The 24,517-nt window shown below is 75.8% G+C and carries 19 protein-coding genes and 1 tRNA gene; 14 read left to right on the top strand and 6 right to left on the bottom strand.

Annotated features, from left to right (window positions below; genetic code table 11):
• The first annotated feature begins 153 nt into the window (after positions 1-153).
• Together MUU72_RS06440 and MUU72_RS06435 are read left to right on the top strand one after the other, a co-directional pair.
• Positions 154-2,124 (top strand): Xaa-Pro dipeptidyl-peptidase, encoded by a 1,971-nt coding sequence (locus MUU72_RS06440; RefSeq protein ID WP_248012144.1) that lies wholly within the window; start codon positions 154-156, stop codon positions 2,122-2,124.
• Between the two features lie 67 nt (positions 2,125-2,191).
• Entirely contained in the window at positions 2,192-3,511 is a 1,320-nt protein-coding gene (locus tag MUU72_RS06435) for a M14 family metallopeptidase (RefSeq protein ID WP_248012143.1), read from the top strand.
• 46 nt (positions 3,512-3,557) lie between these two features.
• Here MUU72_RS06435 and MUU72_RS06430 read toward each other — a convergent pair whose 3' ends face one another.
• Positions 3,558-4,586 carry an FAD-dependent oxidoreductase gene (locus MUU72_RS06430; RefSeq protein WP_248012142.1) on the bottom strand — a complete coding sequence of 343 codons (1,029 nt, stop codon included), beginning with the start codon at positions 4,584-4,586 and terminating at the stop codon, positions 3,558-3,560.
• A gap of 428 nt (positions 4,587-5,014) precedes the next feature.
• On the opposite strand from MUU72_RS06430, the gene MUU72_RS06425 reads away from it, so the two are divergent.
• A complete protein-coding gene (locus MUU72_RS06425; RefSeq protein ID WP_248012141.1) occupies positions 5,015-7,039 on the top strand; it encodes an FUSC family protein in 2,025 nt (674 codons plus the stop codon).
• A gap of 187 nt (positions 7,040-7,226) precedes the next feature.
• Here MUU72_RS06425 and MUU72_RS06420 read toward each other — a convergent pair whose 3' ends face one another.
• The 3 genes from MUU72_RS06420 to MUU72_RS06410 form a co-directional block, all read right to left on the bottom strand.
• Positions 7,227-8,429, bottom strand: coding sequence for a Cmx/CmrA family chloramphenicol efflux MFS transporter (locus MUU72_RS06420; RefSeq protein ID WP_248012140.1), 1,203 nt, complete (start codon positions 8,427-8,429; stop codon positions 7,227-7,229).
• A gap of 345 nt (positions 8,430-8,774) precedes the next feature.
• On the bottom strand, positions 8,775-11,177 hold the full coding sequence (locus tag MUU72_RS06415; RefSeq protein WP_248012139.1) for a Tex family protein: 2,403 nt from the start codon (positions 11,175-11,177) through the stop codon (positions 8,775-8,777).
• A gap of 143 nt (positions 11,178-11,320) precedes the next feature.
• Entirely contained in the window at positions 11,321-12,193 is an 873-nt protein-coding gene (locus MUU72_RS06410) for an SCO6745 family protein (protein ID WP_248012138.1), read from the bottom strand.
• A gap of 173 nt (positions 12,194-12,366) precedes the next feature.
• On the opposite strand from MUU72_RS06410, the gene MUU72_RS06405 reads away from it, so the two are divergent.
• Entirely contained in the window at positions 12,367-13,329 is a 963-nt protein-coding gene (locus tag MUU72_RS06405; RefSeq protein WP_248012137.1) for a GlxA family transcriptional regulator, read from the top strand.
• 110 nt (positions 13,330-13,439) lie between these two features.
• The gene (locus MUU72_RS06400; protein ID WP_248012136.1) at positions 13,440-14,111 is read left to right on the top strand and encodes a DJ-1/PfpI family protein; all 672 of its coding nucleotides are present in this window, start codon (positions 13,440-13,442) and stop codon (positions 14,109-14,111) included.
• A gap of 31 nt (positions 14,112-14,142) precedes the next feature.
• Here MUU72_RS06400 and MUU72_RS06395 read toward each other — a convergent pair whose 3' ends face one another.
• Positions 14,143-14,913: an enoyl-CoA hydratase/isomerase family protein gene (locus MUU72_RS06395; protein WP_248012135.1), complete on the bottom strand. Its 771-nt coding sequence runs from the start codon at positions 14,911-14,913 to the stop codon at positions 14,143-14,145.
• Positions 14,914-14,967: 54 nt separating this feature from the next.
• Here MUU72_RS06395 and MUU72_RS06390 point away from each other — a divergent pair, with 54 nt between their 5' ends.
• The 4 genes from MUU72_RS06390 to MUU72_RS06375 all read left to right on the top strand — a co-directional run bounded on the left by MUU72_RS06390 (position 14,968) and on the right by MUU72_RS06375 (position 18,192).
• On the top strand, positions 14,968-16,620 hold the full coding sequence (locus tag MUU72_RS06390; RefSeq protein ID WP_248012134.1) for an ABC-F family ATP-binding cassette domain-containing protein: 1,653 nt from the start codon (positions 14,968-14,970) through the stop codon (positions 16,618-16,620).
• Positions 16,621-16,697: 77 nt separating this feature from the next.
• Positions 16,698-16,771, top strand: a tRNA-Met gene (locus MUU72_RS06385).
• 136 nt (positions 16,772-16,907) lie between these two features.
• Complete coding sequence (locus MUU72_RS06380; RefSeq protein ID WP_248012133.1) at positions 16,908-17,489, top strand: HdeD family acid-resistance protein; 582 nt, start codon at positions 16,908-16,910, stop codon at positions 17,487-17,489.
• Positions 17,490-17,700: 211 nt separating this feature from the next.
• Positions 17,701-18,192 carry an ATP-binding protein gene (locus tag MUU72_RS06375; protein WP_248012132.1) on the top strand — a complete coding sequence of 164 codons (492 nt, stop codon included), beginning with the start codon at positions 17,701-17,703 and terminating at the stop codon, positions 18,190-18,192.
• On the opposite strand, the gene idi is transcribed toward MUU72_RS06375, so the two are convergent.
• Positions 18,167-18,778 (bottom strand): isopentenyl-diphosphate Delta-isomerase, encoded by a 612-nt coding sequence (gene idi, locus MUU72_RS06370; protein ID WP_248012131.1) that lies wholly within the window; start codon positions 18,776-18,778, stop codon positions 18,167-18,169. The two genes, MUU72_RS06375 and idi, sit on opposite strands and share 26 nt — an antisense overlap.
• 462 nt (positions 18,779-19,240) lie before the next feature.
• Here idi and MUU72_RS06365 point away from each other — a divergent pair, with 462 nt between their 5' ends.
• Genes MUU72_RS06365 through MUU72_RS06345 form a run of 5 tightly spaced genes read left to right on the top strand, consistent with a single transcriptional unit; the run spans position 19,241 to position 24,509 of the window.
• Positions 19,241-21,052 carry a DUF5941 domain-containing protein gene (locus MUU72_RS06365; protein WP_248012284.1) on the top strand — a complete coding sequence of 604 codons (1,812 nt, stop codon included), beginning with the start codon at positions 19,241-19,243 and terminating at the stop codon, positions 21,050-21,052.
• Positions 21,049-21,807, top strand: coding sequence for a phosphocholine cytidylyltransferase family protein (locus MUU72_RS06360; protein ID WP_248012130.1), 759 nt, complete (start codon positions 21,049-21,051; stop codon positions 21,805-21,807). The genes MUU72_RS06365 and MUU72_RS06360 overlap by 4 nt, the downstream gene beginning before the upstream one ends.
• Complete coding sequence (locus MUU72_RS06355; RefSeq protein ID WP_248012129.1) at positions 21,795-22,856, top strand: iron-containing alcohol dehydrogenase family protein; 1,062 nt, start codon at positions 21,795-21,797, stop codon at positions 22,854-22,856. The genes MUU72_RS06360 and MUU72_RS06355 overlap by 13 nt, the downstream gene beginning before the upstream one ends.
• The gene (locus tag MUU72_RS06350; RefSeq protein WP_248012128.1) at positions 22,834-23,613 is read left to right on the top strand and encodes a CDP-alcohol phosphatidyltransferase family protein; all 780 of its coding nucleotides are present in this window, start codon (positions 22,834-22,836) and stop codon (positions 23,611-23,613) included. The genes MUU72_RS06355 and MUU72_RS06350 overlap by 23 nt, the downstream gene beginning before the upstream one ends.
• Complete coding sequence (locus MUU72_RS06345; protein ID WP_248012127.1) at positions 23,610-24,509, top strand: glycosyltransferase family 2 protein; 900 nt, start codon at positions 23,610-23,612, stop codon at positions 24,507-24,509. The genes MUU72_RS06350 and MUU72_RS06345 overlap by 4 nt, the downstream gene beginning before the upstream one ends.
• Positions 24,510-24,517: the final 8 nt, after the last annotated feature.

Here is a 24,517-nt window from a genome sequence, read left to right as displayed (position 1 = left end):
TCGTAGGGGGGGTGGAACTGTTGAGGACCTTATGTGCGCACCCCGCCCCACGTCATGTCCATGGCCCCATTTGACACATGACCGACATCTCGTCGACATGCGTCCCCTGCGGCCCTCTTCTGCCCGGGAGTTGACCCGCGCTACCGTCCGCCCGTGACGATACGGAGGGGACTACCCCACACCCCATGGACCACGCTCGTCGGCGCGGCCGTCCTCGCCCTCCTCGCCCTGCTCGCCGGGCCACCCGCGGCGAGTGCGGCCCCACCGCCCGGGGAGAGCCGGCCCGTCTACTCCTACGACCACGCCATCCGCGAGACGGTCTGGGTGGACACCGGGCTGGACGGCGACGCGGACGGCCGCCCCGACCGGGTCGCGGCCGACATCATCCGGCCCGCCGAACCCGCCCGGCAGGGCCGCCGGATACCGGTGATCATGGATGCCAGCCCCTACTACTCCTGCTGCGGACGCGGCAACGAGAGCCAGAAGAAGACCTATGACGCCCAGGGCCGGCCGATCGGGTTCCCGCTGTTCTACGACAACTACTTCGTCCCCCGCGGCTATGCGACCGTCCTCGTCGATCTGGCCGGAACCAATCGCTCCGACGGCTGCGTCGACGTCGGCGGCCGCTCCGACATCCAGTCCGCCAAGGCTGTCGTCGACTGGCTGAACGGCCGGGCCCGCGGCTACACCGCCCGCACCGGCGGCAGCCCCGTCACCGCCGGCTGGTCCAACGGCCGCACCGGCATGATCGGCAAGAGCTGGGACGCCACCATCGCCAACGGCGTCGCCGCCACCGGCGTCCCCGGCCTCGCGACCATCGTCCCGATCTCCGGCATCTCCTCCTGGTACGACTACTACTTCGCCCAGGGCGCCCCGCTCTACGACGGCGGCCCGGACGGCCTCGCCGACGCCGTCGAGAGCCCCGGCGCGCACGGGAACTGCGCCGCCGTCCAGCGCAAGCTCGCCGACGGCGCCCCGCGCAACGGCGACTGGACCGGCCTGTGGACCGAGCGCGACTACGTCCGCAGCGCGGGCAAGGTCCGCGCCAGCGTCTTCCTCGTCCACGGCATGCAGGACCTCAACGTCCGTACCCAGCACGTCGGCCAGTGGTGGGACGCGCTCGCCCGGCACGGCGTCCAGCGCAAGATCTGGCTCTCCCAGACCGGCCACGTCGACCCCTTCGACTACCGGCGCGGCGCCTGGGTGGACACCCTCCACCGGTGGTTCGACCACTACCTGATGGGCTACCGCAACGGCATCGAACGCGCGCCGATGGCCGACATCGAACGCGCCCCCGGCACCTGGACCACCGACGCCCGCTGGCCCGCCCCCGGCACCGCCTCGGTGACCGTCTACCCGCGCCCCGGCACCACCGCCGGCGCCGGGGTCCTCGGCACCCGGCCCGCCCCGTCCGGCCGGACCGCGGCCTTCACCGACGACCCCGCCCGCGGCGAGGCCGACTGGGCCGCCGACGCCGACCGGGCCACCCCGGACAAGGCCGCCTTCACCACCGGGCCGCTGACCGCCCCGCTGCGGCTCTCCGGCGCCGGCACGGTCACCGTCACCGCCACCCCCAGCACCACCAGCGCGCACCTCTCGGCCGTGCTGGTCGACCTCGGCCCGGACACCATCCGGAACTACGCCGGCGACGGGGAGGGCATCCGCACCCTGACCGGGACGACCTGCTGGGGCGCCGGCACCCCCGCCGACACCGGCTGCTTCAAGGAGACCGCCGCCGACACCACCGGTGTCGGCGCCACCGTCTTCAGCCGCGGCTGGGCCGACCTCGGCCACGCCACCGACCCGCACCGCGGCCACCCGCTCACCCCCGGCACGCCCTACACCCTCACCCTCCGCCTCGCCGCGAGCGACCACGTCGTGCCCGCCGGGCACCGGCTCGCCCTGATCGTGGCCGGCACCGACGCCCACCTGATCGACCCGCCCGCCACCCGCCCCACCCTCACCCTCGACCTGGCCCGCACCGCCGCCCGGCTGCCGGTCACCGGCGGCGCCCCGGCCCTCGCCCGGGCCACCGCCGGCCACCCGGCCGCCGCACCGGCCGGCACCGCCACCGAGGGCATCGCCCCGCCGCCGGCCCTCAGCCGGCTGCCGTACGGCTCCTGACCGGCCGGGGCCGCCCCGGCGACCCGGGGCGGCCCCACCCCTGCTGCCCACCCACGGAGGCCCCCTCGTGGCACCCCGCAGAGCACTCCGTTCCCGCGGCCTGGTCCTCGGCGCGCTGACCGCCGCCCTCACCGCCGCCTTCACCCCCGCCCCGCCCGTCACCGAAGCGGTACCGACCCCCGTGCCGCGCACGGGATTCGAGACCAGCCACGGCGCCCGCTGGACCGGCGAAGCCGAGGAGGCGGCGTTCCTGGCGACGGTGGCCCGCGCCTCGGACCGGGTCCGCGTCGACCGGATCGGCACCACCGCCCAGGGCCGCCCGCTGCGCCTGGTCCGCATCGGTGCCCCGGCCCGCCCCGCCGGCGCCCGGCCCGGCACCTCCGTCCTGCTGATCTGCTCCCAGCACGGCGACGAGCCCTCCGGCCGGGAAGCCTGCCTGACCACCATCCGCGACCTGGCCTACGCCACCGACCCGGCCACCCGCCGCTTCCTGGCCCGCACCGGCGTCCTCGTCGTGCCCACCGCCAACCCCGACGGCCGCGCCGCCGACACCCGCGGCAACGCCGACGGCACCGACATCAACCGCGACCACCTCGCCCTGGCCACCCCCGAAGCCCGCGCGATGGCCGCCGTGCTCCGCGACCACCACCCCGACGCCGTCTACGACCTGCACGAATACACGCCCAAAGCGCCGTACTACGTCAAGGACCTGCTCTCCCTGTGGCCGCGCAACCCCAACACCGCGGACGCCGTCCACCGGGAGTCGGCCGCCCTCGCCGACGACTTCGTCGCCCCCGCCGTCCGCCGGGCCGGCTTCAGCACCGGCGTCTACGGCATCTGGACCGACCCGGTGACCGGCGACCCCGTCAAACAGGTCGCCGGGGACGGCCAGGAGCGGATCCTGCGCAACACCGCCGGTGTCAAGGGCGCGGTCGGACTCCTGGTGGAGACCCGCGTCGATCCCCTCACCGACGCCGAGAAGGCCGACCCGGCACGCAACAACCGCCGCCGCGTCACCTCCCAACTCGCCGGTCTCAAAGGGCTCTTCGCCTTCCTCGACCGGCACCGCGGGCGCATCGCGGCGGCCACCGCGGCGGCCCGGGCGGCCGGCCTGGCGGACCGCGGCCCCGTCTACCTCGGCGGCGCCGACAACGACCCGCCGGCCGCCGACCGCGTCCTGACCCGGCCCCCGCGCGCCTACCGCCTGGATGCCGCCCAGTACGCCCGGGTCCGCCCGGTCCTCGCGGCACACGGCGTGACCTGGCGGCCGGACGCCGGCGGCGGCGCCACCGTCCCGCTCCGCCAGCCCCTGCGCGCCCTCGTCCCGCTGCTGCTCGACGGCCGGGCGGAGTACCACCTCGTGGCCGGGCGGCCGGTGGACCGATGAGGCGCCGGGCCGGGCGCGGCCCGCACCGGAACATCCGGGCGCGGGCTCAGCGCCCGGCCGCCGCCCGCACCAGCCGCAGCACCTCCTCCGCACAGCCCCACGACACCGTCACCCCGGCGCCCCCGTGCCCGTAGTTGTGCACGCACACCGTCCCGTCCGGCAGCCGTTCCACTGCCAGCCGCACCGCCGGACGGGCCGGGCGCAGCCCCACCCGGTGCGCCAGGACCCGGGCCCGCGCGACCTGGGGGACATGGCGGGCGCAGCGCGCCACGATCGCCTCCGCGACCGCCGGATCCGGCTCCCGCGACCAGCCGCCCTCCCGCGCCGTACCGCCCAGGACCAGGCCGAACGGCTGCGGCAGCAGATACGTGGTGTCCACCGCGCCCGCCTCGGCGGCGGTGAACCACTCCGCCACGCCCGGATTCTCCACGATCACCAACTGCCCCTGGACGGGCCGCACCGCCGGATCGGGGACCAGCTCCCGGGCGCCCAGCCCGGCGCAGTTCACCACCGCCCGGACGCCTTCCGCGGCCTGCGCCAGGGACGCCACCGGCCGCCGCACCAGCGAGCCGCCGGCAGCCGCCAGCCGCCGCTCCAGGTACCGCAGGTGCACCGGCATCTCCACCAGCGGCGTCCGGGCCCGCCACCCCGCCCGGCAGCCGGCCGGCAGCTCCGCGGCGCGCGCCCGCCGCCAGCCGGGGACCGCCGCGTACCAGTCGGCGAGCCCGTCCTCGGGCCCCTGCGCACCGCCGTCCGCCCCCGGGCCGTCCGCCAGGGTCCCGGCGACCAGCCGCACCCCGGTCCGGTCCGGCCGGGCGGCAAGCCCGGTCAGCACCTCCAGGGACCGCAGCGACCACCGGACCGCCTCCGCGTACGGCTGTATCCGGTACGGCCAGCACAGTCCGCCGGCCACCGCCGAGGTGGTGCCGCCGGCCGTGTCGCGGGCCACCACCCGCACCCGGCAGCCGGCCTCCGCCAGCACGACCGCCGAGGTCAGCCCGATCACCCCGGCGCCGACCACGCACACCTCCGGTGCCACCGCCCCGCCCGGCACCGCCGCCCGCTGGTCCGCCATCTCCGCACCCTCCCACGCCCTCGCGCCCGCCGGCCCCGGCCCGCACCGCGCCCCGGTACCGCGCACCGGCACTGCGGACCGGTGCTGGGGTAGGGCTTCCCCGGCCGGCGCGGTCCGGATCATGTGATCTCCGGCCGGCGCGTCCCGGGCCGGGCGCGCCGCGGCCGGTGTGCGGAGGATCACGGGCCCTCCGGCCGGTACGTCCCCGGCCGGGCCCTGGGACCGGCCCGTTCACCGGCCCGCTTAAGGCGCATGTGATCTTCGCGTAACCCTCCGGAAGCGGTCCGGACAAAGCCGGACCTTACGCTGGTGGTGCCCCCGGTGGACCGGCCCGCGCCGCACCACCGGCCGGGCCCCGGCACCGTCGGCCGATGTCGCCCCTCGGATCCGCCCGCGTCCCCTGCCCACGTCACCGTCCGAGGAGACCCATGCCCCGCCCCCGGCGCGCCCTGCCCGCCTGGCTCGCCCACCCCTTCCGCTGGCAGCGGCTGCCCGTGCCCTGGGCGGCGGTGGCCCGGGGCACGCTGTGCGCGGGGCCGCTGCTCGCCGCGGGGATCGCCGCCGGTCACCCGGCGCCCGGGGTGCTCGCCGGACTCGGCTCGATGCTGGCGGGCGTCAACGACCGCCCCGGCACCCGCCGCACCGGCGTCGTCCACATCGGCCTGCCCGCGCTGGCCGCCGCCCTCGGGATGCTGCTCGGCGCGACGCTGCGGACGGCCGGTGCGGGCTGGTGGACCGTGCCGGCGCTGGCCGCGGTGGGCTTCGTCTCCGGCGCGGGCAGCGTGGCCGGCCCGGTCCGCTCCACCGCCGCGATGCAACTGCTCGCCGCCACCGTCCTGGGCGCCGGCATGCCGCTGCCCGGCGCGCCGTGGGCAAAGGCGCTCTACGTGCTCGCCGGCTGCCTCTGGCTGCTCCTGCTGCGGCTGGCACTGCGCCCGCCGCGCCCGGCGGGCGGCCCGCTCAGCGGGGAGCGGGCCGCCGTCGCCACCGTCTTCGACGCGCTCGCCGACGCCCTCGCGACGGCCGGCGGACCCGGTGCGGAGGCCGCCCGGCGCCGGCTCACCGCCGCCCTGGACCGCGCCGACGAGGCGCTGCGGCTGCGCCGCCTCACCGGCCGGCTGCTGCGCCGGCCGCCGCGCCCCGGGGAGCTCCTGCTGGCCGAGCGCTTCGCCGCGGCCACCGCGCTCTGCGAGGCCGGCGTCGCCCTGCTGTGGGAGGCCCGGCCGCTGCCGCCGCGGATCGCCGCCGCCCCCCGGCGCTTCGCCGAGGCGCTGCGCACCGGCCGCCCGCCCGGCCGGCTCGCCGCCCCCGAGCACAGCTCCGCCGCCCGCGCCGCCTTCGACCACGCCCTGCTGGACGCCGCGGTCGCCTTCGCCCGGGAACGGCCGGCGCCGCCCGCCGGGGCCCTGCCCGTCCGCGCACCGTTCCCGCTCCGCGTCCGGCGGCCCGGCCCGCCGACCCGGTCCCGCGGCCTGCTCGGCCCCGCCGCCCGGGACTACGGACTGCGGGTCGCGGTCTGCATCGCCGCCAGCACCGCGGTGGCGCTGCTGCTCCGCCCCGGCCACTGGTACTGGCTCCCGGTCACCGTCACCTTCCTGGTCAAGCCGGACCTCGGCCCGCTGTTCTCCCGTACGGTCAACCGCTTCGCCGGCACCGCCGCCGGGGTCCTGGTGTTCGCCGCGGCCGGGCTGTCGCTCGGTGCCGGGTGGGCCTGGTGGCCCGCGCTGCTGGCCGGCGCGGGCGGGGCGCTGCTGCCGTTCGCCACCCGCCACTTCGCGCTTCAGACCGGCGCGGTCACGGTGATGGTGCTGTCCTTCGTCTACGTCGGTGCGGCCTCCGCGTCGCCCGGCGGCGGCTACCCGCACAGCGCCGCGCCGACCGCCGCCGAGCGGATCACCGACACCTTCCTCGCCTGTGTGATCGTGCTGCTCGTCGGCCATCTGCCGCGGCTGGCCGACCCCCGCCGCCGGGTCGGGGCGCGGGTCACCGAGGCGCTGCGCGCCACCGAGCGCTTCCTGCGGTACGTGCTGGCACCGCGGCCCGGCCAGGACCCCGGCGGCGCCGTCGCGGCCCGCCGCCGGGCGCTGCGCCGGGCCGCGTACCGGACGCTGGCCGAGGCCCGGGCCGCGGCCGAGACCGCCGCCGCGGAGTTCCGCACCGGCCGTGCCGCCGGCCCCGACTGGCTGACCGTGGTCGCCGCCGCGGAACGCATCGTCGACGCGGCCACCGCCTGCGCGGTCCGCCTCGACCGCGGCGCCCGCCGCCCGTCCCCGGAGGAGGCCGAACGGCTCTGCCGGGCGCTGTCCACCATGGCCGAGGCCCTGGCGGCCCCCGACGGCCCCGCCGCCACCGGTGCCCCGCCGCCGCCCCTGCGCCCCCTCCCGGACTGCGCGACCCTCACCGACGTCGCCACCGAACTGGAACGCCTGCGCGGCCAGACGGCACTGGTCTGAGCGGCACCGGTCCGAGCGGCACCGGCCTGAAGGCCGCCGGGGCGTACCGGCGGCGGGGCGGGGGCCCGGCGGCGGTACGCGGACCCGGCGGCGGCCGGCGGCCCGGACGGACCGGGTCGGAAGCCCGCCGGGCCGACCGGCCGACCGGGCTCCATAGCCGACCGGACCGCTCGGGCCGCCCGCAGGGTCACCCCCCGGCCGCCACCCCCGCCCCGCCGGCCGCCCCGTCGGCCCGGCGGCGCAGCCGGACCAGCTCCGCCGTGCCGCCGAGGATCAGGGCCAGGGCCACCAGCAGGGCACTGACCCACAGGGGGGCGCGGTAGCCGAAGCCGGCGGCGAGTGCCGCGCCGCCGCACCAAGGGCCCAGCGCGGCACCCACGTTGAGCGCGGCGGTGGCGAAACCGCCGCCCAGCGTGGGGGCTTCGGCCGCCGCGTGGAGCGCCTGCGCGATGAGGGTGGAGCCGACCGCGAACGAGAGGGTGCCCTGGACGAGGACCAGCGCGACGGCGGCCGCCGGATGGCCCGCGGTGAGCGCGAAGAGCGCCCAGCCCGCCAGGAGCGCCGGGCCCCCGGCCGCGAGCAGCGGGCGCGGCCGGCGGTCCGCCAGCCGCCCGCCGGCCGTGACCCCGGCGAACGACCCCAGCCCGAAGAGCGCCAGCACCACCGGCACCGCGCCGGCCCCGAGCCCGCTGACGCCGGTGACCAGCGGCGCGAGATAGGTGAAGGTGCAGAACGTGGCGCCGTTGACCAGCGCGCCCAGCAGCAGCGTCACCAGCAGCCGCGGCCGGCGCAGCGCCCGCAGCTCCCCGCGCGCGCCCACCGCGGCCCCCGCTCCGGCACCGTCCTCCGCACCGGGCACCGACCGGGCGAGGGCCAGGACGGCCGGCAGGGACACCGCCGCCACCGCCCAGAACGCCGCCCGCCAGCCCCACTGCTGGCCCAGCACCGCGCCCGCCGGGACCCCGGCGACGCAGGCCAGCGTCGTGCCGCTCAGCAGGATCGAGGTGGCCCGGCCGGTGGCGCCCGGCGCGGCCAGCGCCGCCGCGGTCGCCAGCGCTACCGCCAGGAACCCGGCGTTGGCCAGCGCCGCCACCACCCGGGTGGTCAGCAGCACCGCGAAACTGCCGGTCACCGCGCCCACCACGTGCGCCACCAGGAAGGCGACCAGGAAGACCAGCAGCGCCCGGCGCCGCGGCCAGCGCCGGCTCAGCAGCGCCATCAGCGGCGCCCCGACGACCATCCCGGCCGCGAACGCCGAGGTCAGCGCCCCCGCCGCGGGGATGGACACCCGGAGGTCCGCGGCGATGTCCGGGATCAGCCCGGACAGCATGAATTCGGAAGTGCCCTGCGCGAACACCGCCAGCGCGAGCAGATACAGCACGAATGGCATGAGATTTCTCCGCACCACACACGACCGGCACGGCCCGGCGGCGCCGTCGGACGATCCGACGGCGCCGCGGTACGGCCGGTGGGGAAGCGGCAGCCCCGGCTACCGCGATGACAAGACCTGCCTCAACGGGCGGTCCGGTGGCGGAGAAAGCTGAGCAGCCACCGGACGGCGCCGGTGGCTAGCGTCTTGAGGACTCGGGGCTGTTCATGATCCGCAGGGTAACCCGGGCGGCCCGGCCCCGTCCACGGAATTGCCCGGACACCGCGGCCCCGGAAACGGGCCCGGGCGGCGGCGGGACACCGTCCCACCACCGCCCGGAAGACCACCGCGGGCCGCCCGCGGACCTCAGCGGCCCGTGCCGCCCAGCAGCCCGGCCCGCCGCAGCGCGTCCGCCATCGCGTCGTTGACCGGACCGGCGTCCCGACTGCCCCGGCCCTCGCCGCCGCGCCGGCCGCCGCCGCCCTGCCGCTGCCGCGGCGCACCGCCCCGGCCCTCGCGGGCCCCGCCGCCGCGCCGTTCGCCGCCGCCCGCCGGGCCCTTGCCGGGCTCGTCCTCCAGCCGCAGGGTCAGCGAGATCCGCTTGCGCGGGATGTCCACGTCGAGCACCTTGACCCGCACGATGTCGCCGGGCTTCACCACGTCCCGCGGGTCCTTGACGAAGGTCTTCGACATCGCCGAGACGTGCACCAGACCGTCCTGGTGCACGCCGACGTCCACGAACGCCCCGAAGGCGGCGACGTTGGTCACCACACCTTCCAGGAGCATCCCCGGCGCCAGGTCGCCGATCTTCTCCACGCCTTCCTTGAAGGTCGCGGTGCGGAACTCCGGACGCGGGTCGCGGCCCGGCTTCTCCAGCTCCTGGAGGATGTCGGTGACCGTCGGCAGACCGAAGGAGTCGTCCACGAAGTCGTCCGGGCGCAGGGCGCGCAGCACCGCGGTGTTGCCGATCAGCTGCCCGACCTCGCGGTCGGCCGCCCGCACGATCCGGCGCACGACCGGGTACGCCTCCGGGTGCACGCTGGAGGCGTCCAGCGGGTCGTCGCCGCCCCGGATCCGCAGGAAGCCCGCGCACTGCTCGTACGCCTTCGGGCCCAGCCGCGGCACGTCCTTGAGGGCCTTGCGGGAGCGGAACGGGCCGTTGCCGTCCCGGTGGGCGACGATGTTCTCGGCCAGGCCCGCGCTGATGCCGGAGACCCGGGCGAGCAGCGGCGCGGAGGCGGTGTTGACGTCCACCCCGACGCCGTTCACGCAGTCCTCGACCACCGCGTCCAGCGAACGGGACAGCTTGGCCTCGGCCAGGTCGTGCTGGTACTGGCCGACCCCGATCGACTTCGGGTCGATCTTGACCAGCTCGGCCAGCGGGTCCTGGAGGCGGCGGGCGATGGACACCGCGCCGCGCAGCGAGACGTCCAGCTCCGGCAGCTCCTGGGAGGCGAACGCGGAGGCGGAGTACACCGAGGCGCCCGCCTCGGACACCATCACCTTCGTCAGCTTCAACTCCGGCTGGGCGGCGATGAGTTCGGCCGCCAGCTTGTCGGTCTCCCGGGAGGCGGTGCCGTTGCCGATCGCGATCAGCTCGACGCGGTGCTCGCGCGCCAGCCGCGCCAGCGTGGCCAGCGCCGCGTCCCACTTCTGCTGCGGCACGTGCGGGTAGACGGTCTCGGTCGCCGCCACCTTGCCGGTCGCGTCGACCACCGCCACCTTCACGCCCGTACGGAAACCGGGGTCCAGGCCCATCGTGGCGCGCGTCCCGGCGGGCGCCGCGAGCAGCAGGTCGCGGAGGTTGGCGGCGAACACCCGGACCGCCTCGTCCTCGGCGGCCTGCCGCAGCCGCAGCCGCAGGTCGATCCCCAGGTGCACCTGGATCCGGGTGCGCCAGGCCCAGCGGACGGTGTCCCGCAGCCAGGCGTCGCCAGGCCGCCCCCGGTCGGTGATCCCGAAGCGGTGCGCGACGGCCCGCTCGTAGGCGCTGGGGCCCTCACCGGCCTCGGCCGGGTCCTCCGGCTCCAGGGTGAGGTCGAGGACGTCCTCCTTCTCGCCGCGCAGCATCGCCAGCACCCGGTGCGAGGGCAGCTCGGTGAACGGCTCGGCGAAGTCGAAGTAGTCGGCGAACTTGGCGCCTTCCTCCTCCTTGCCGGGGCGGACCTTCGCCGCGACCCGGCCGCGCGTCCACATCCGCTCGCGCAGCTCCCCGATCAGGTCCGCGTCCTCGCTGAACCGCTCGGTCAGGATCGCCCGCGCGCCCTCCAGGGCCGCGGCCGCGTCCGCCACGCCCTTGTCCGGGTCCACGAACGCCGCGGCGGCCGCGGCCGGTTCCACCGACGGGTCGTCCAGCAGCCCGTCGGCCAGCGGCGCCAGGCCCGCCTCCCGGGCGATCTGCGCCTTGGTGCGCCGCTTGGGCTTGAACGGCAGGTAGATGTCCTCCAGCCGGGCCTTGGACTCGGCCCCGCGGATCTGCGCCTCCAGCGCGGCGTCCAGTTTGCCCTGCGACCGCACCGATTCCAGGACCGCGGCCCGCCGCTCCTCCAGCTCCCGCAGGTAGCGCAGCCGCTCCTCCAGGGACCGCAGCTGCGCGTCGTCGAGCATCTCGGTCGCTTCCTTGCGGTAGCGCGCGATGAACGGGACCGTCGAGCCGCCGTCGAGCAGCTCGACCGCGGCCTTCACCTGCCGCTCCTTGACGCCGAGCTCCTCGGCGATCCTCGCTTCGATGGACCCGAGGGTCCCGGTCGGCTCCGTGGCTGCCGTCACGTTGATCCTGCCCGCCTTCCAGCGACTTGCCTTGAGCCTGCATTGTGCCGGGTGGCCCCCCGCGGTGTCGCACCGCCCGGCCGGAGCGGCGCGGTGTGAGAGGACGCACCCGCACCCCGCCGCCCCCGCCGCCGCGCGGCCGGCTACTCCTTGCCGAACAGCTCGGCGGGGAACGCCCCGGCCGCCATGAGGCGGGTGGTGAACCCGGCGGCCAGCTCGGTCAGCCGGGCCACCCCGGCCGCCCCCAGGTGCGCGTAGGGCGCCCGGTCCAGCCGGTCGGTGGCCGCCTCCAGGTCCTCGCGCAACTGCTTCCCGGCCGGGGTCAGCTCGTTCGCGGCGTCCAGCAGTCCGCGCCCGCGCAGCCGCTCCTGGGCCGCCGTCAGCTCCTCCGGCGACCAGCCGCGGGTCGCCAGCAGGCCCCGGTAGCTCATCCCGCGCCCGGTGGCGGTGTGCGTCACCAGCGCCTCCACCGGGTCCAGCTCGGCGTCCACCAGGGCCGCGAGGTGGCCGTCACCGCGGTGCTCGCGCAGCAGGGAGGCGGCGTGCCAGTAGGCCAGGTGCGGGGCGTCGGGCACCGGCAGATCGGCGTGCGCGGCGTACAGCGGCCGGAAGTGCCGGACGCAGCCCTCGGCGGCGCGCAGCGCCAGCTCGGCGGCCTCGGCCATCTCCGGTGCGGCCAGCGCCTCCTCGCCGAGCAGGCGGCGCAGCGTGGCGTCCACCGCGCGCAGCCGGGCCTCCAGGACGGCCTGCGGTGTGGTCACCGTCCAGACCTGCGGGACGTGGCGGGCGACCAGTTCGTACCTGAAGGAGTAGAAGGTCGCGGCGACCGTGCCCGGGCCCACCGCGCCCATCGGCGCGCTGCGCGCGGCGAAGTAGCCGGCGCGGCTGTCCTGGACGCCCAACGCGGCCATCTCCGCGGGGAGTTCGGGGGCGAAGTAGTGCGCCGAGTGGAAGGGGTTGAGCACCTGTTGGCAGTGCCGGCCGGCCTTGTCGGGCAGTGCGCTGGAAGACGTCATGCGAGCAGGTTACCGACCCGTTGGTATGGCGTCGCCGGCGGTCCGGCCGAGGGCTGCGGCGGCTCCCGCGGCGGCCTGCCGGGCGCCCGCCGCCGGCCGGCGGTCCCGGCGTGGCAGGAAAGGTGGGTTTTCCGTCATTGCCGCCCTCGCGCCCGGTGATCAGGATGGACGGCATGGAACCGCGCGATGTGCTGGTCGTCCTCTTCGACGGCGTGCAGAGCCTCGATGTGACCGGCCCGGTCGAGGTGTTCACCGGCGCCGGCGGGAGCGCCCCCGGCGCCTACCGCATCCGCACCGCCAGCCCGGACGGCGCCCCGGTCCGCACCACCAGCGGCCTCACCCTCGTCCCCGACCTCGCGCTCGGCGCGGTCACCGCACCGCCGCACACCCTCCTCGTCCCCGGCGGCGAGGGCACCCGCACCCCCGACCCGCGGATCGTCGACTGGCTGCGCGGGCACGCCCCGCGCGCCCGCCGCCAGGTCTCGGTGTGCAGCGGCGCCTTCCTGCTGGCCGCGGCCGGCCTGCTGGACGGCCGCCGCGCCACCACCCACTGGAGCCTGTGCGCCACGCTCGCCGCGCGCCACCCCGCCGTCCGCGTCGAACCGGAGCCGATCTACGTCCGGGACGGCGACGTGGCCACCTCCGCCGGTGTCACCGCCGGCATCGACCTGGCGCTGGCCCTGGTGGAGGAGGACCTCGGCCGGGACGTCGCACTGCGCGTCGCCCGCCTCCTGGTCGTCTTCCTCCGCCGCCCGGGCAACCAGACCCAGTTCAGCGCCCAGCTCGCCGCGCAGACCGCCGAACGCCGCCCGCTGCGCGACGTCCAGCAGTGGATCAGCGAGAACCCGGGCGCGGACCTCTGCGTCGAGGCGCTCGCCGCCCGCGCCGGGCTCTCCCCGCGGCACTTCGCCCGCGCCTTCCGCGACGAGACCGGGATGACCCCCGGGCGCTACGTCGACCGGGTCCGCCTGGAGGCGGCCCGGCGGAGCCTGGAGGACACCGCCGACGGCATCGAGCGGATCTCCCGGCACTGCGGCTACGGCACGCCCGAGGCGATGCGCCGGGCCTTCGTCCGGACCCTCGGCGCCTCCCCGGCCGAGTACCGCCGCCGCTTCCGCCCCGCCCCACCGCCCTGACCACCGCCCGCCCTGCCGCACCGCACCGGGCACGCCCCACCGGGCAAGCCCCACCGGGCACGCCCCACCAGGAACCCCGCACGGAACACCCCGCACGGAACGAGGCCCCCATGCAGATCGCCATCCTCCTCTACGACCGCTTCACCGCTCTGGACGCCGTCGGCCCGTACGAGACCCTCGGCCTCGTCCCGGACGCCGAGGTGGTCTTCGTCGCCGAACGCCCCGGCGTCCACCGCAGCGACAAGGGCTCCCTCCACCTCGTCGCGGAGGCCGCGCTGAGCGACGTCACCGCGCCGGACGTCCTCGTCGTCCCCGGCGGCCCCGGGCAGGCCGCGCTCATGGCGGACGGCCCGCTGCACGACTGGATCCGGACCGTGGACGCCGGCACCACCTGGACCACCTCGGTCTGCACCGGCTCGCTCCTCCTCGCCGCCGCCGGCCTCCTGCGGGGCCGCCGGGCCACCTCCCACTGGCTCGCGCTGGACCAGCTCCCCGCCTTCGGCGCCGAACCGACGGGGCAGCGGGTGGTCTTCGACGGCAAGTACGTCACCGCCGCCGGGGTCTCCGCCGGCATCGACATGGGCCTCACCCTGGCCGGCCGGATCGACGGGGACTTCACCGCGCAGACCATCCAGCTCGGCATCGAGTACGACCCGCAGCCGCCCTACGACGCCGGCGCCCCGGACAAGGCGCCGGCCGCCGTCGTCACCGCCCTGCGGGAGCACGGCGGCCTCATCCTGGCCGGCAAGCGGTGGCGGGACGGGGGCGCCGGCGGCGCGTGAGGAACCGGCGGCGCGGGCGGGCGGCCGCGGCTCAGCCCTCGGGCCACCGGAACCGCGGCGCCCGCCGCTCCAGGAAGGCCGCCGCGCCCTCCGCCGTCTCCCCGCTCTCCCGCGCCCGCGCCGCCCAGTACGCCCCGCGCGCCTCCGCCTCCTCGGGGGGCACGTCCCACGTCCCGTTGGCCAGCTCCTTGGCCGCGGTCTGGGTCAGCAGCGACCGGCTCGCCAGGATCGCGGTGAACTCCGCGATCCGCTTGTCCAGCCCGCCCGCGTCCACCACCTCGTCCACCAACCCGGTCCGCAGCGCCCGCGCGCAGTCGATCAACTCCCCCGAGAACAGCAGGTACTTGGCGGCCGGCAGCCCCACCAGCCGGACCAGCCGCCGGGTCGCCGACGCCGGGTACGCCACCCCCAGCTTGGCCGGCGTCACCCCGAACAGCGCGCCCTCCTCGGCGAACCGCAGATCGCAGGCGGCCGCCAACTGCGCCCCGCCGCCCACGCAGTAGCCCCGTATCGCCGCCACCGTCGGCCGGGGGAAGGCCGCCAGCGCCTCCTCGGCCGCCACCGCCAGCCCCGGCGAATCGCCCGCGGCGTCCCGCAGCGACCCGATGTCCGCCCCCGCGCAGAACGTCCCGCCCTCGCCGGTCAGCACCAGCGCCCGCACCGCGCGGTCCGCCGCCAGCCGCGCCAGCAGCGGCGGCAGCTCCCGCCACATCGCCACGGTCATCGCGTTGCGCTTGCCCGTATTGCTGATCGTGACGGTCGCGGTGCCGCCGCCGACCTGCGTCCTCAGACCCGGTTCCATGCCCGGATATTAGAGCGACCGCGCCGCGCCGGGCCGGATACGATCGGCGGCCTGATGTCAGCCACACTCGTCGCCAAAGACCTCGCCGCCGGCCACGGCGAGCGCGTCCTGTTCTCCGGTCTCGATCTGGTCGTCGCCCCCGGCGACGTGATCGGCCTCGTCGGTGCCAACGGCGCCGGCAAGTCCACCCTGCTGCGCATCCTGGCGGGCCTGACGCCTCCGGAGCAGGGCGGCCTCGCGCTCAGCCCGCCCACCGCCACCGTCGGCCACCTCCCGCAGGAGCCCGACCGCCGCAGCGGCGAGTCCGTGCGCGCCTTCCTGGCCCGCCGCACCGGCGTGGCCGCCGCCCAGCGCGCCCTGGACACCACCACCGAGGCGCTGGCCGAAGGCCGCCCCGGCGCCGACGACGCCTACGCCACCGCCCTGGAGCGCTGGCTCGCCCTGGGCGCCGCCGACCTCGACGAACGCGCCGAGGAGACCGCCGCCCAGCTGGGCCTCGCGGTCAGCCTCGACCAGCCGATGACCACCCTCTCCGGTGGCCAGGCCGCCCGCGCCTCGCTCGCCTCCCTGCTGCTCTCCCGCTACGACGTCTTCCTCCTCGACGAGCCCACCAACGACCTCGACCTGGACGGCCTGGAGCGGCTGGAGACCTTCGTCACCGGCCTGCGCGCCGGCACCGTCCTGGTCAGCCACGACCGCGAGTTCCTGGCCCGCACGGTCACCCGCGTCCTCGAACTCGACCTCGCCCAGCAGCAGGTCAACACCTACGGCGGCGGCTACACCGCGTATCTGGAGGAGCGCGAGCGGGCCCGCCGGCACGCCCGCGAACGTTACGAGGAGTACGCCGACACCAAGGCCGCCCTGGAGACCCGGGCGCACACCCAGCGCAACTGGATGGAGAAGGGCGTCCGCAACGCCCGCCGCAAGGCCCCCGACAACGACAAGATCGCCCGCAAGGGCCGCGTCGAGGCCACCGAGAAGCAGGCCGCCAAGGCCAAGCAGACCCAGCGGATGATCGAGCGGCTGGAGGTCGTCGAGGAGCCCCGCAAGGAGTGGGAGCTGCGGATGGAGATCGCCGCGGCGCCCCGGGCCGGCGCGGTGGTGGCCACCCTCCGGCGGGCCGAGGTCCGCCGCGGCGACTTCCGCTTCGGCCCGGTCGACCTCCAGATCGACTGGGCGGACCGGGTCGCCATCACCGGACCCAACGGTTCCGGGAAGTCCACGCTGCTCGCCGCCCTCCTGGGCCGGCTGCCGCTGGACTCCGGCGCCGCCGCCCTCGGCCCGGGCGTGGTGGTCGGCGAGATCGACCAGGCCCGCGGCCTGCTCTTCGCGGGCGACGGCGGCACCTCGCTGATGGACGCCTTCCGGGCCGCGGTCCCGGACCTGGCGCCCGCCGACGTCCGCACCCTGCTCGCCAAGTTCGGCCTCAAGGCGGCCCATGTGCTGCGCCCGGCGCGCACCCTCTCGCCGGGGGAGCGCACCCGCGCCGCGCTGGCCCTCCTCCAGGGCCGCGGGGTCAACCTCCTCGTCCTCGACGAGCCGACCAACCACCTCGACCTGCCCGCCATCGAACAGCTGGAGTCCGCGCTCGCCTCGTACCCGGGCACCCTGCTGCTGGTCACCCACGACCGCCGGATGCTGTCGGCGGTGCACACCACCCGCCGGATCGAGGTGGCCGCCGGCCGGATCACCGACCGCGCGGTCTGACCGCCGGCCCGCCCCGGACCGCGCCCGGTTTTCGATTTGTCTCCGGGGCACCGACCCCGTAAGGTAATCCGAGCCGACGCGGGGTGGAGCAGCTCGGTAGCTCGCTGGGCTCATAACCCAGAGGTCGCAGGTTCAAATCCTGTCCCCGCTATTCGAAGGAACAGCAGGCCCGGTGCATCCGCACCGGGCCTGCTGCCGTCTGCGCACCGCGGGTGCCCGCCTCCGCCCTGCCCGCTCCCGCGATCCGGGGTATACCGGGAAAAACGGTCACGATCGAGGAGGCGGCGATGGTCCGCGGATCCAGGTCTTCCGGGCGCGGCCCCACGGCGGCCCGGCTGGGGCGCAGCTTCGGTCTGCTGGCGGTGCTCGGCGCCGTCCTCGTCCTGGCCGGGATCGTCGGCCTGATCTACGTGGCCGCGGCCACGCTCACCACGATGCTGCTCTTCGGCTGGCTGCTTTTGATCGGCGGCGTGGTGGGGCTGGCGCACGCCGTCCAGTCCCGGGGCTCGAACTTCTTCTGGCTCGCGGTGGTCGTCGCGGCGCTGAACATCGCGGCCGGTGTGGTGGTGCTCCGCCGGCCCGAGGCGTCGGCCGCCGCGCTGACCATGTTCGCCGCCCTGCTGTTCCTGGCCGGCGGGCTGTTCCGCCTGGTGGGCGCGGTGGTGGTGCGCGGACCGCAGTTCGGCTGGACGCTGCTCCAGGGGGTGATCGGCCTCCTGCTGGGCATCGCGGTGCTGGCCAACTGGCCGCACAGCAGCCTGTACGTGATCGGCTGCTTCTTCTCGCTGGCGCTGCTCTTCGACGGGCTCGGCCTGCTCGCCATGGGGATCGGCGGGCGGCAGGTGGTCGGCATGGTCGAGCGCCGCTGAGTGGCTTGATCCATACCCCGCGCGGGGCGGTAGCGGTGGTGCGCCGGCGCCTACCCCCGGCCGCCACCGTCGAAAGGCGAAAGAAGGCCGACAGAATGCGCCGCGCGACTGATCAATACCGACAGAAACGGGCAAAAGGCGTCGATAGGCGCTGACTTGCGTTCAGGAGCCCGGGACGGACCGGCGGATTCTCAACACTCGTGGTGTGAGGATGCCTTCCGGACCCCCCGCAGAATCCCCCGACGAGCTGACCTCCCCGCTCGCGCACGAAGGTGTCTGGCGGTTCACCGCCCCGGCACTGGAGGCGTCGGTGCCGCAGGCGCGCCACGCGGTCCGGGACCTGCTCGCCGAGCAGCGCGCCCCGGTCACCGCCGGCACCCTGGACACCCTGCTGCTGATCGTCTCGGAGCTGGTCACCAACGCCGTCCGGCACGCCGCGCTGCTCTCCCCGCACATCGCCGTCCAGCTCGGTCTCGGCGCCGGCTGGCTGCGGATCGCCGTCGAGGACGACCACCCCTACCGCCCCAAGGCCCTGGAGGCGGACGAAGGGGACGTCGGCGGACGCGGCCTGTGGCTGGTGAAGGTGCTCACCGCGGAGGCGGGCGGGAAGTGCGGGGTGGAGCACACCGCGGGCGGCGGCAAGGCCATCTGGGCCGAGCTGCCGCTGGCCCCGCTCGCTACCAGCCCGCCGCCTGCCCGGTGAGCTCCCGCACCGCCGGCCGCGCCGCGTCCAGCACCGTCATGAACCACGCGGAGAACGGCGCCCGGCCGTGCCGCTCGGCCAGCTCCTCCGGCGTGACGAACGCGATCTCGGCGATCTCCTCGGCGTCCGGCGCGGGCTCGGCCCGCACCAGCCCGACGAACAGGTGGTTGTACTCCTGCTCCACCAGGCCGGAGGCCGGATCCGGGTGGTTGTAGCGCACCGTCCCCGCCTCGGCCAGCAGCGCCGGGGCGACGCCCAGCTCCTCCGCGGTCCGCCGGGCCGCCGCCGCGAACGGCGTCTCGCCCGGGTACGGGTGGCCGCAGCAGGTGTTGGACCACACACCGGGGGAGTGGTACTTCGACAGCGCCCGCTGCTGGAGCAGCAGCCGGCCCTTCTCGTCGAAGAGGAAGACCGAGAAGGCCCGGTGCAGCCGGCCGGGGGGCTGGTGGGCGGAGAGCTTCTCCGCGGTGCCGATCGTCGTGCCGTCCTCGTCGACCAGCTCCAGCATGATCGGCTCGGCGGCGCCGTCCGGCGTGCCCGCCGCCGAGGTCCCGGCGGTCTGTCCGTTGGCAGGTGTGATCGGCATGCCCATCCTTGTCGTCGGTCGTCGACGTCAAGTCTGCCCCACCGGGCTCCCCATCAGTGGCAGAGCGCCACCGGGCGCCGCGCGGCGCCGCGTGTCCCGGCGTGCACCGGGAGCCGCGCGCCCCCGGTCCGCCACCGGCATGGCCCGCGCCACAGCCGCACCGCGGCAACCCGTGACCAGCCCCCGCATAACCGGCGCCCCGCCCCGCGCCGACCCGCCCGCCAGTTGTTCCGGCACCGCCCGATCCACCATGATGATCGCGGCAGGCGCACCCGGCGCTCACCCGATCGAGTGGTGAATACGTGGTGAACGGCCGCATCCCGCGATCCGATAGCCTCTGCCGACGTGCCACCCGGCCCTCCCGGGCGAGGTGTGCCGCACCCGCCGCCCGGGTAGTTCGTGCCGAATGTGGTGAAACGGACCGACCGGCGCTGCTCGTCAGCATCCAAGGAGTGAGTTCGTCTGTCGACCGCCATCCTCACCGGTCCGCCGGTCGCCGGGTCGTCGCTCGAAGCCGACCTGCGCACACTGGGTTTTGACGTCCGTACGGCCGGTGACCCGTCCGGTACGGCCGCGCTGCTGGCCCAGGTGCCGGCCCAGGAGCGGGTCGCCCTGGTGGACCCCCGCTTCGTCGGCCACCTGCACGCCCTGCGGCTCGCCCTGACCGACCCCCGCTTCCCGGCCGCCGCGGTGCCCGGCGCGCTCACCGTGCAGCCCGCCGCCCGCGCCGCGCTGGACCGTGCCGCCGCCCGCATCCCGGTCGGCGCCGGCACCGCGCACCTGACGGACCTGCTCACCGACACCCTCACCGACGCCCTGGACCGGGCCGACGCGGGGCTGCACCGGGTCGAGCTGGGCAGCCTCGTCGCCACCCTGGCGCTCACCCCCGCCCAGCGGGAGGAGGCCAGGGCGGCGGTCGCGGCCGTCGACGACGAAGCGGTCCGGCTGCGCACCGCGGTGAAGTCCCGCGACGGGTTCTTCACCACCTTCTTCATCAGCCCGTACTCGCGCTACCTCGCCCGCTGGTGCGCGCGCCGCGGCCTGACCCCCAACCAGGTCACCACCGCCTCCCTGCTCACCGCGCTGATCGCGGCGGGCTGCGCGGCCACCGGAAGCCGCGGCGGCTTCGTCGCCGCCGGTGTGCTGCTCCTGCTCTCCTTCGTCCTGGACTGCACCGACGGGCAGCTGGCCCGCTACTCGCTCCAGTACTCGACGCTGGGCGCCTGGCTGGACGCCACCTTCGACCGGGCCAAGGAGTACGCCTACTACGCCGGGCTCGCCCTCGGCGCGGCCCGCGGCGGGGACGACGTCTGGGCGCTGGCGCTCGGCGCGATGATCCTCCAGACCTGCCGCCACATCGTCGACTTCTCGTTCAACGAGGGCAGCGAGTTCGAGGGCGGCGCCGGGAACGCCGGCCCCGCGGTGGCCCTGTCCGACCGGCTCGACGCGGTCGGCTGGACGGTCTGGGCGCGCCGGATGATCGTGCTGCCGATCGGCGAGCGCTGGGCCATGATCGCGGTGCTGACCGCGCTGACCACCCCGCGCATCGTCTTCTCCGCCCTGCTCATCGGCTGCGCGCTGGCCGCCTGCTACACCACCGCGGGCCGGGTGCTGCGCTCCCGGGCCCGCCGCGCCCGGCGCACCGACCGCGCCGCCCGGGCGCTCGCCGACCTCGCCGACCACGGCCCGCTGGTCGAGCTGCTCACCCGCGGCGGCCGGGGCCGGACCCGCACCGGTTCCCTGCTCGCGCCCGTTATGGCGTTTCTCTCGTCCGCGGTGCTGCTGGTGTGGGTGATCTCGCAGCCGCGGCCCGCCTCCTGGCTCACCGTGGGCGTCGCCGCCTGCTCCGCGCTGCTGGCCGCCGCGGCCCTGTCCCGCCCGCTCAAGGGCGCCCTGGACTGGCTCGTACCGCCCTTCCTGCGGGCCGGCGAATACCTCACCGTGCTGGTGCTGGCCGCCCGGTCCGGCGACCACGGAGCGCTGCCCGCGGCGTTCGGGCTGGTCGCGGCGGTCGCCTACCATCACTACGACACGGTCTACCGCATCCGCGGAGGCACCGGGGCCCCACCGCGGTGGCTGGTCCGGGCGACCGGCGGCTACGAAGGGCGGATCCTCGTGATCACCGTCCTCGCCGCCCTGCTGCCCGCCACAGGTTTCACACTCGCGCTCACGGCTCTCGCCGTGGTCCTGGCGCTGCTGGTGCTCGCCGAGAGCATCCGCTTCTGGGTGTCCTCCCAAGCACCCGCCGTACACGATGAAGGAGAACCCGCATGATCGGCCTCGTGCTGGCCGCCGGCGCCGGACGGCGTCTGCGCCCCTACACCGACACCCTGCCGAAGGCCCTGGTGCCGGTGGGCCCGGAAGGGGACGGGGAGGCGGCGACCATCCTGGACCTGACGCTCGGCAACTTCGCCGAGATCGGCCTGACCGAGGTCGCCATCGTCGTCGGCTACCGCAAGGAGGCCGTGTACGCGCGCAAGGAGGCCCTGGAGAAGAAGTACGGCCTCACGCTGACCCTCGTCGACAACGACAAGGCCGAGGAGTGGAACAACGCCTACTCCCTGTGGTGCGCCCGTGACGTGCTCGCGGCCCACGACGCGGTGATCCTCGCCAACGGCGACACCGTGCACCCGGTCTCCGTCGAGCAGACGCTGCTGGCCGCCCGCGGCAACGGCCAGCAGATCATCCTCGCGCTGGACACCGTCAAGCAGCTCGCCGACGAGGAGATGAAGGTCGTCGCGGACCCCGCCAAGGGCGTCCAGAAGATCACCAAGCTGATGGACCCGGCCGAGGCGACCGGCGAGTACATCGGTGTCACCCTCATCGAGGGCGCGGCCGCCGCCGAGCTGGCCGACGCCCTGAAGACCACCTTCGAGCGGGACCCCGACCTCTACTACGAGGACGGCTACCAGGAGCTGGTCAACCGCGGCTTCAAGGTCGACGTGGCGCCGATCGGCGACGTCCGGTGGGTCGAGATCGACAACCACGACGACCTCGCGAAGGGCCGTGACATCGCATGCCGGTACTGACCCGCCTCATCCCGTCCCCGGTCGTCGTCGACATCAGCGCCGGCGCCCTGGACGACCTGGCGGGTCTGCTGGCCGACCAGCGCATCTCGGCGTCCGGCAAACTCGCCATCGCGATCAGCGGCGGCTCGGGGGCCCGGCTGCGCGAGCGGCTGGCCCCCGCGCTCCCCGGCGCCGAGTGGTACGAGGTCGGCGGCGGCACCCTGGACGACGCGATCAAGCTCGCCGACGCCATGAAGAAGGGGCACTACGACGCGGTCGTGGGCCTGGGCGGCGGCAAGATCATCGACTGTGCGAAGTTCGCCGCCGCGCGCATCGGGCTGCCCCTGGTGGCGGTCGCCACCAACCTGTCGCACGACGGGCTGTGCTCCCCGGTCGCCACCCTCGACAACGACGCGGGCCGCGGCTCGTACGGCGTGCCCAACCCGATCGCCGTGGTGATCGACCTCGACATCATCCGGGAGGCCCCGGCCCGCTTCGTGCGGTCCGGGATCGGCGATGCGATCTCCAACATCTCCGCGGTCGCGGACTGGGAGCTGTCGCACCGGGAGACCGGCGAGGCGATCGACGGACTGGCCGCGGCGATGGCCCGGCAGGCCGGCGAGGCCGTCCTGCGCCACCCCGGGGGCGTCGGCGACGACAACTTCCTCCAGGTGCTGGCCGAGGGCCTGGTGCTGACCGGCATCTCGATGTCGGTGGCCGGCGACAGCCGCCCCGCCTCCGGCGCCTGCCACGAGATCAACCACGCCTTCGACCTGCTCTTCCCCAAGCGGGCGGCGAGCCACGGCGAGCAGTGCGGCCTCGGTGCCGCGTTCGCCACCCACCTGCGCGGCGACCGGCAGACCGCCGCGCTGATGGTCCAGGTGCTGCGCCGCCACGGGCTGCCGGTCACCCCGGGCGACATCGGCTTCACGGACGAGGAGTTCGTGCAGGCCGTCGAGTTCGCCCCGAAGACCCGTCCGGGCCGCTACACGATCCTGGAGCACCTGGACCTGTCCACCGACGAGATCAGGGACGCATACGCCGACTATGCCGAAACCATCAGTAGCTGAGCTCCGCCCGGTCGTTCACCCCGAGGGCGTGAAGGACCGGCGCAGCGGTGAGCACTGGGCCGGCCGCCTCTACATGCGGGAAATCTCGCTGCGCTGCGACCGGTACCTGGTCAACACCCGGGTCACGCCCAACCAGCTGACCTACCTGATGACCGTCTTCGGCGTGCTCGCGGCCCCGGCGCTGCTGGTGCCCGGCATCTGGGGCGCCGCGCTCGGCGTGCTGATGGTCCAGCTCTACCTGCTGCTGGACTGCGTCGACGGCGAGGTCGCCCGCTGGAAGAAGCAGTTCTCGCTGGGTGGCGTCTACCTGGACCGGGTCGGCGCGTACCTCTGCGACGCCGCGGTGCTGGTCGGCTTCGGCCTGCGCGCCGCCGACCTGTGGGGACCGGGCCGGATCGACTGGCTCTGGGCCTTCCTGGGCACTCTGGCCGCGCTCGGCGCGGTGCTGATCAAGGCGGAGACCGACCTCGTCGGCGTCGCCCGCCACCAGGGCGGTCTGCCGCCGGTCAAGGAGGCGGCGTCCGAGCCGCGCTCGTCCGGTATGGCGCTGGCCCGCCGGGCCGCCGCGGCGCTCAAGTTCCACCGGCTGATCCTCGGGATCGAGGCGTCGCTGCTGATCCTGGTCCTGGCGATCGTCGACGCGGTCCGCGGCGACCTGTTCTTCTCCCGGCTGGGTGTCGCGGTGCTGGCCGGTATCGCGCTCCTCCAGACGCTGCTGCACCTGGTGTCCGTCCTCGCCTCCAGCAGGCTCAGATGACCGCGGCGTCCGGGATGCGGCTCGGGGCGGTGGTCCTCACCATGGGCAACCGCCCCGACGAGCTGCGTGCCCTGCTGGAGTCGGTCGCGCGGCAGGAGGGCGACCCGGTCGAGGTGGTGGTGGTCGGCAACGGCGCCCCGCTGCCGGAGCTGTCCGTGCCGGGACTGGCCGTACGGACCGTCGAGCTGCCGGAGAACGTCGGCATCCCGGCCGGCCGCAACGCCGGCATCGAGGCGTTCGGCCCGGCCGGATCGGACGTCGACGCCCTGCTCTTCCTCGACGACGACGGGCTGCTGGCCGGGAACGACACCGCGCGGCTGTGCCGGGAGGCGTTCGCCGCCGACCCGGAGCTGGGCATCATCAGCTTCCGGATCGCCGACCCCGACACCGGGCTGACCCAGCGCCGGCACGTCCCGCGGCTGCGCGCCTCGGACCCGCTGCGCTCCTCGCGGGTGACCACCTTCCTCGGCGGCGCCAACGCGGTCCGCACCGCGGTGTTCGCCCGGGTCGGCGGGCTGCCCGGCGACTTCTTCTACGCCCATGAGGAGACCGACCTGGCCTGGCGGGCGCTGGACGCCGGCTGGCAGGTCGACTACCGGGCGGACATGGTCCTGCACCACCCCACCACGGCCCCGGCCCGGCACGCGGTCTACCACCGGATGGTGGCCCGCAACCGCGTCTGGCTGGCCCGCCGCAACCTCCCCGCCCCGCTGGTTCCGGCCTATCTCGGTGTCTGGTTCCTGCTCACCCTCGCCCGCCGGCCGTCGCTGCCGGGACTGCGGGCCTGGCTGGGCGGATTCCGCGAGGGCTGGGCCACTCCGTGCGGCCCCAGGCGCCCCATGAAGTGGGCTACCGTGTGGCGACTGACCCGTCTGGGCCGCCCTCCCATCATCTGACAAGCTCG

Source organism: Streptomyces rhizoryzae (assembly GCF_023155275.1).
GTDB lineage: Bacteria > Actinomycetota > Actinomycetes > Streptomycetales > Streptomycetaceae > Streptomyces > Streptomyces rhizoryzae.
This window is presented reverse-complemented; position numbering and strand designations above follow the sequence as displayed.

Coding starts and splice junctions, on each gene's coding strand:
- MUU72_RS06430 (WP_248012142.1), bottom strand. CDS start 4,586: ATGGCGGACCAGCGGGCGGCGGTGCCGGGCGGGGCGGTGGCACCGGAG.
- MUU72_RS06425 (WP_248012141.1), top strand. CDS start 5,015: ATGCCCCGCCCCCGGCGCGCCCTGCCCGCCTGGCTCGCCCACCCCTTC.
- MUU72_RS06420 (WP_248012140.1), bottom strand. CDS start 8,429: ATGCCATTCGTGCTGTATCTGCTCGCGCTGGCGGTGTTCGCGCAGGGC.
- MUU72_RS06410 (WP_248012138.1), bottom strand. CDS start 12,193: ATGACGTCTTCCAGCGCACTGCCCGACAAGGCCGGCCGGCACTGCCAA.
- MUU72_RS06405 (WP_248012137.1), top strand. CDS start 12,367: ATGGAACCGCGCGATGTGCTGGTCGTCCTCTTCGACGGCGTGCAGAGC.
- MUU72_RS06400 (WP_248012136.1), top strand. CDS start 13,440: ATGCAGATCGCCATCCTCCTCTACGACCGCTTCACCGCTCTGGACGCC.
- MUU72_RS06395 (WP_248012135.1), bottom strand. CDS start 14,913: ATGGAACCGGGTCTGAGGACGCAGGTCGGCGGCGGCACCGCGACCGTC.
- MUU72_RS06390 (WP_248012134.1), top strand. CDS start 14,968: ATGTCAGCCACACTCGTCGCCAAAGACCTCGCCGCCGGCCACGGCGAG.
- MUU72_RS06380 (WP_248012133.1), top strand. CDS start 16,908: ATGGTCCGCGGATCCAGGTCTTCCGGGCGCGGCCCCACGGCGGCCCGG.
- MUU72_RS06375 (WP_248012132.1), top strand. CDS start 17,701: ATGCCTTCCGGACCCCCCGCAGAATCCCCCGACGAGCTGACCTCCCCG.
- idi (WP_248012131.1), bottom strand. CDS start 18,778: ATGCCGATCACACCTGCCAACGGACAGACCGCCGGGACCTCGGCGGCG.
- MUU72_RS06360 (WP_248012130.1), top strand. CDS start 21,049: ATGATCGGCCTCGTGCTGGCCGCCGGCGCCGGACGGCGTCTGCGCCCC.
- MUU72_RS06355 (WP_248012129.1), top strand. CDS start 21,795: ATGCCGGTACTGACCCGCCTCATCCCGTCCCCGGTCGTCGTCGACATC.
- MUU72_RS06350 (WP_248012128.1), top strand. CDS start 22,834: ATGCCGAAACCATCAGTAGCTGAGCTCCGCCCGGTCGTTCACCCCGAG.
- MUU72_RS06345 (WP_248012127.1), top strand. CDS start 23,610: ATGACCGCGGCGTCCGGGATGCGGCTCGGGGCGGTGGTCCTCACCATG.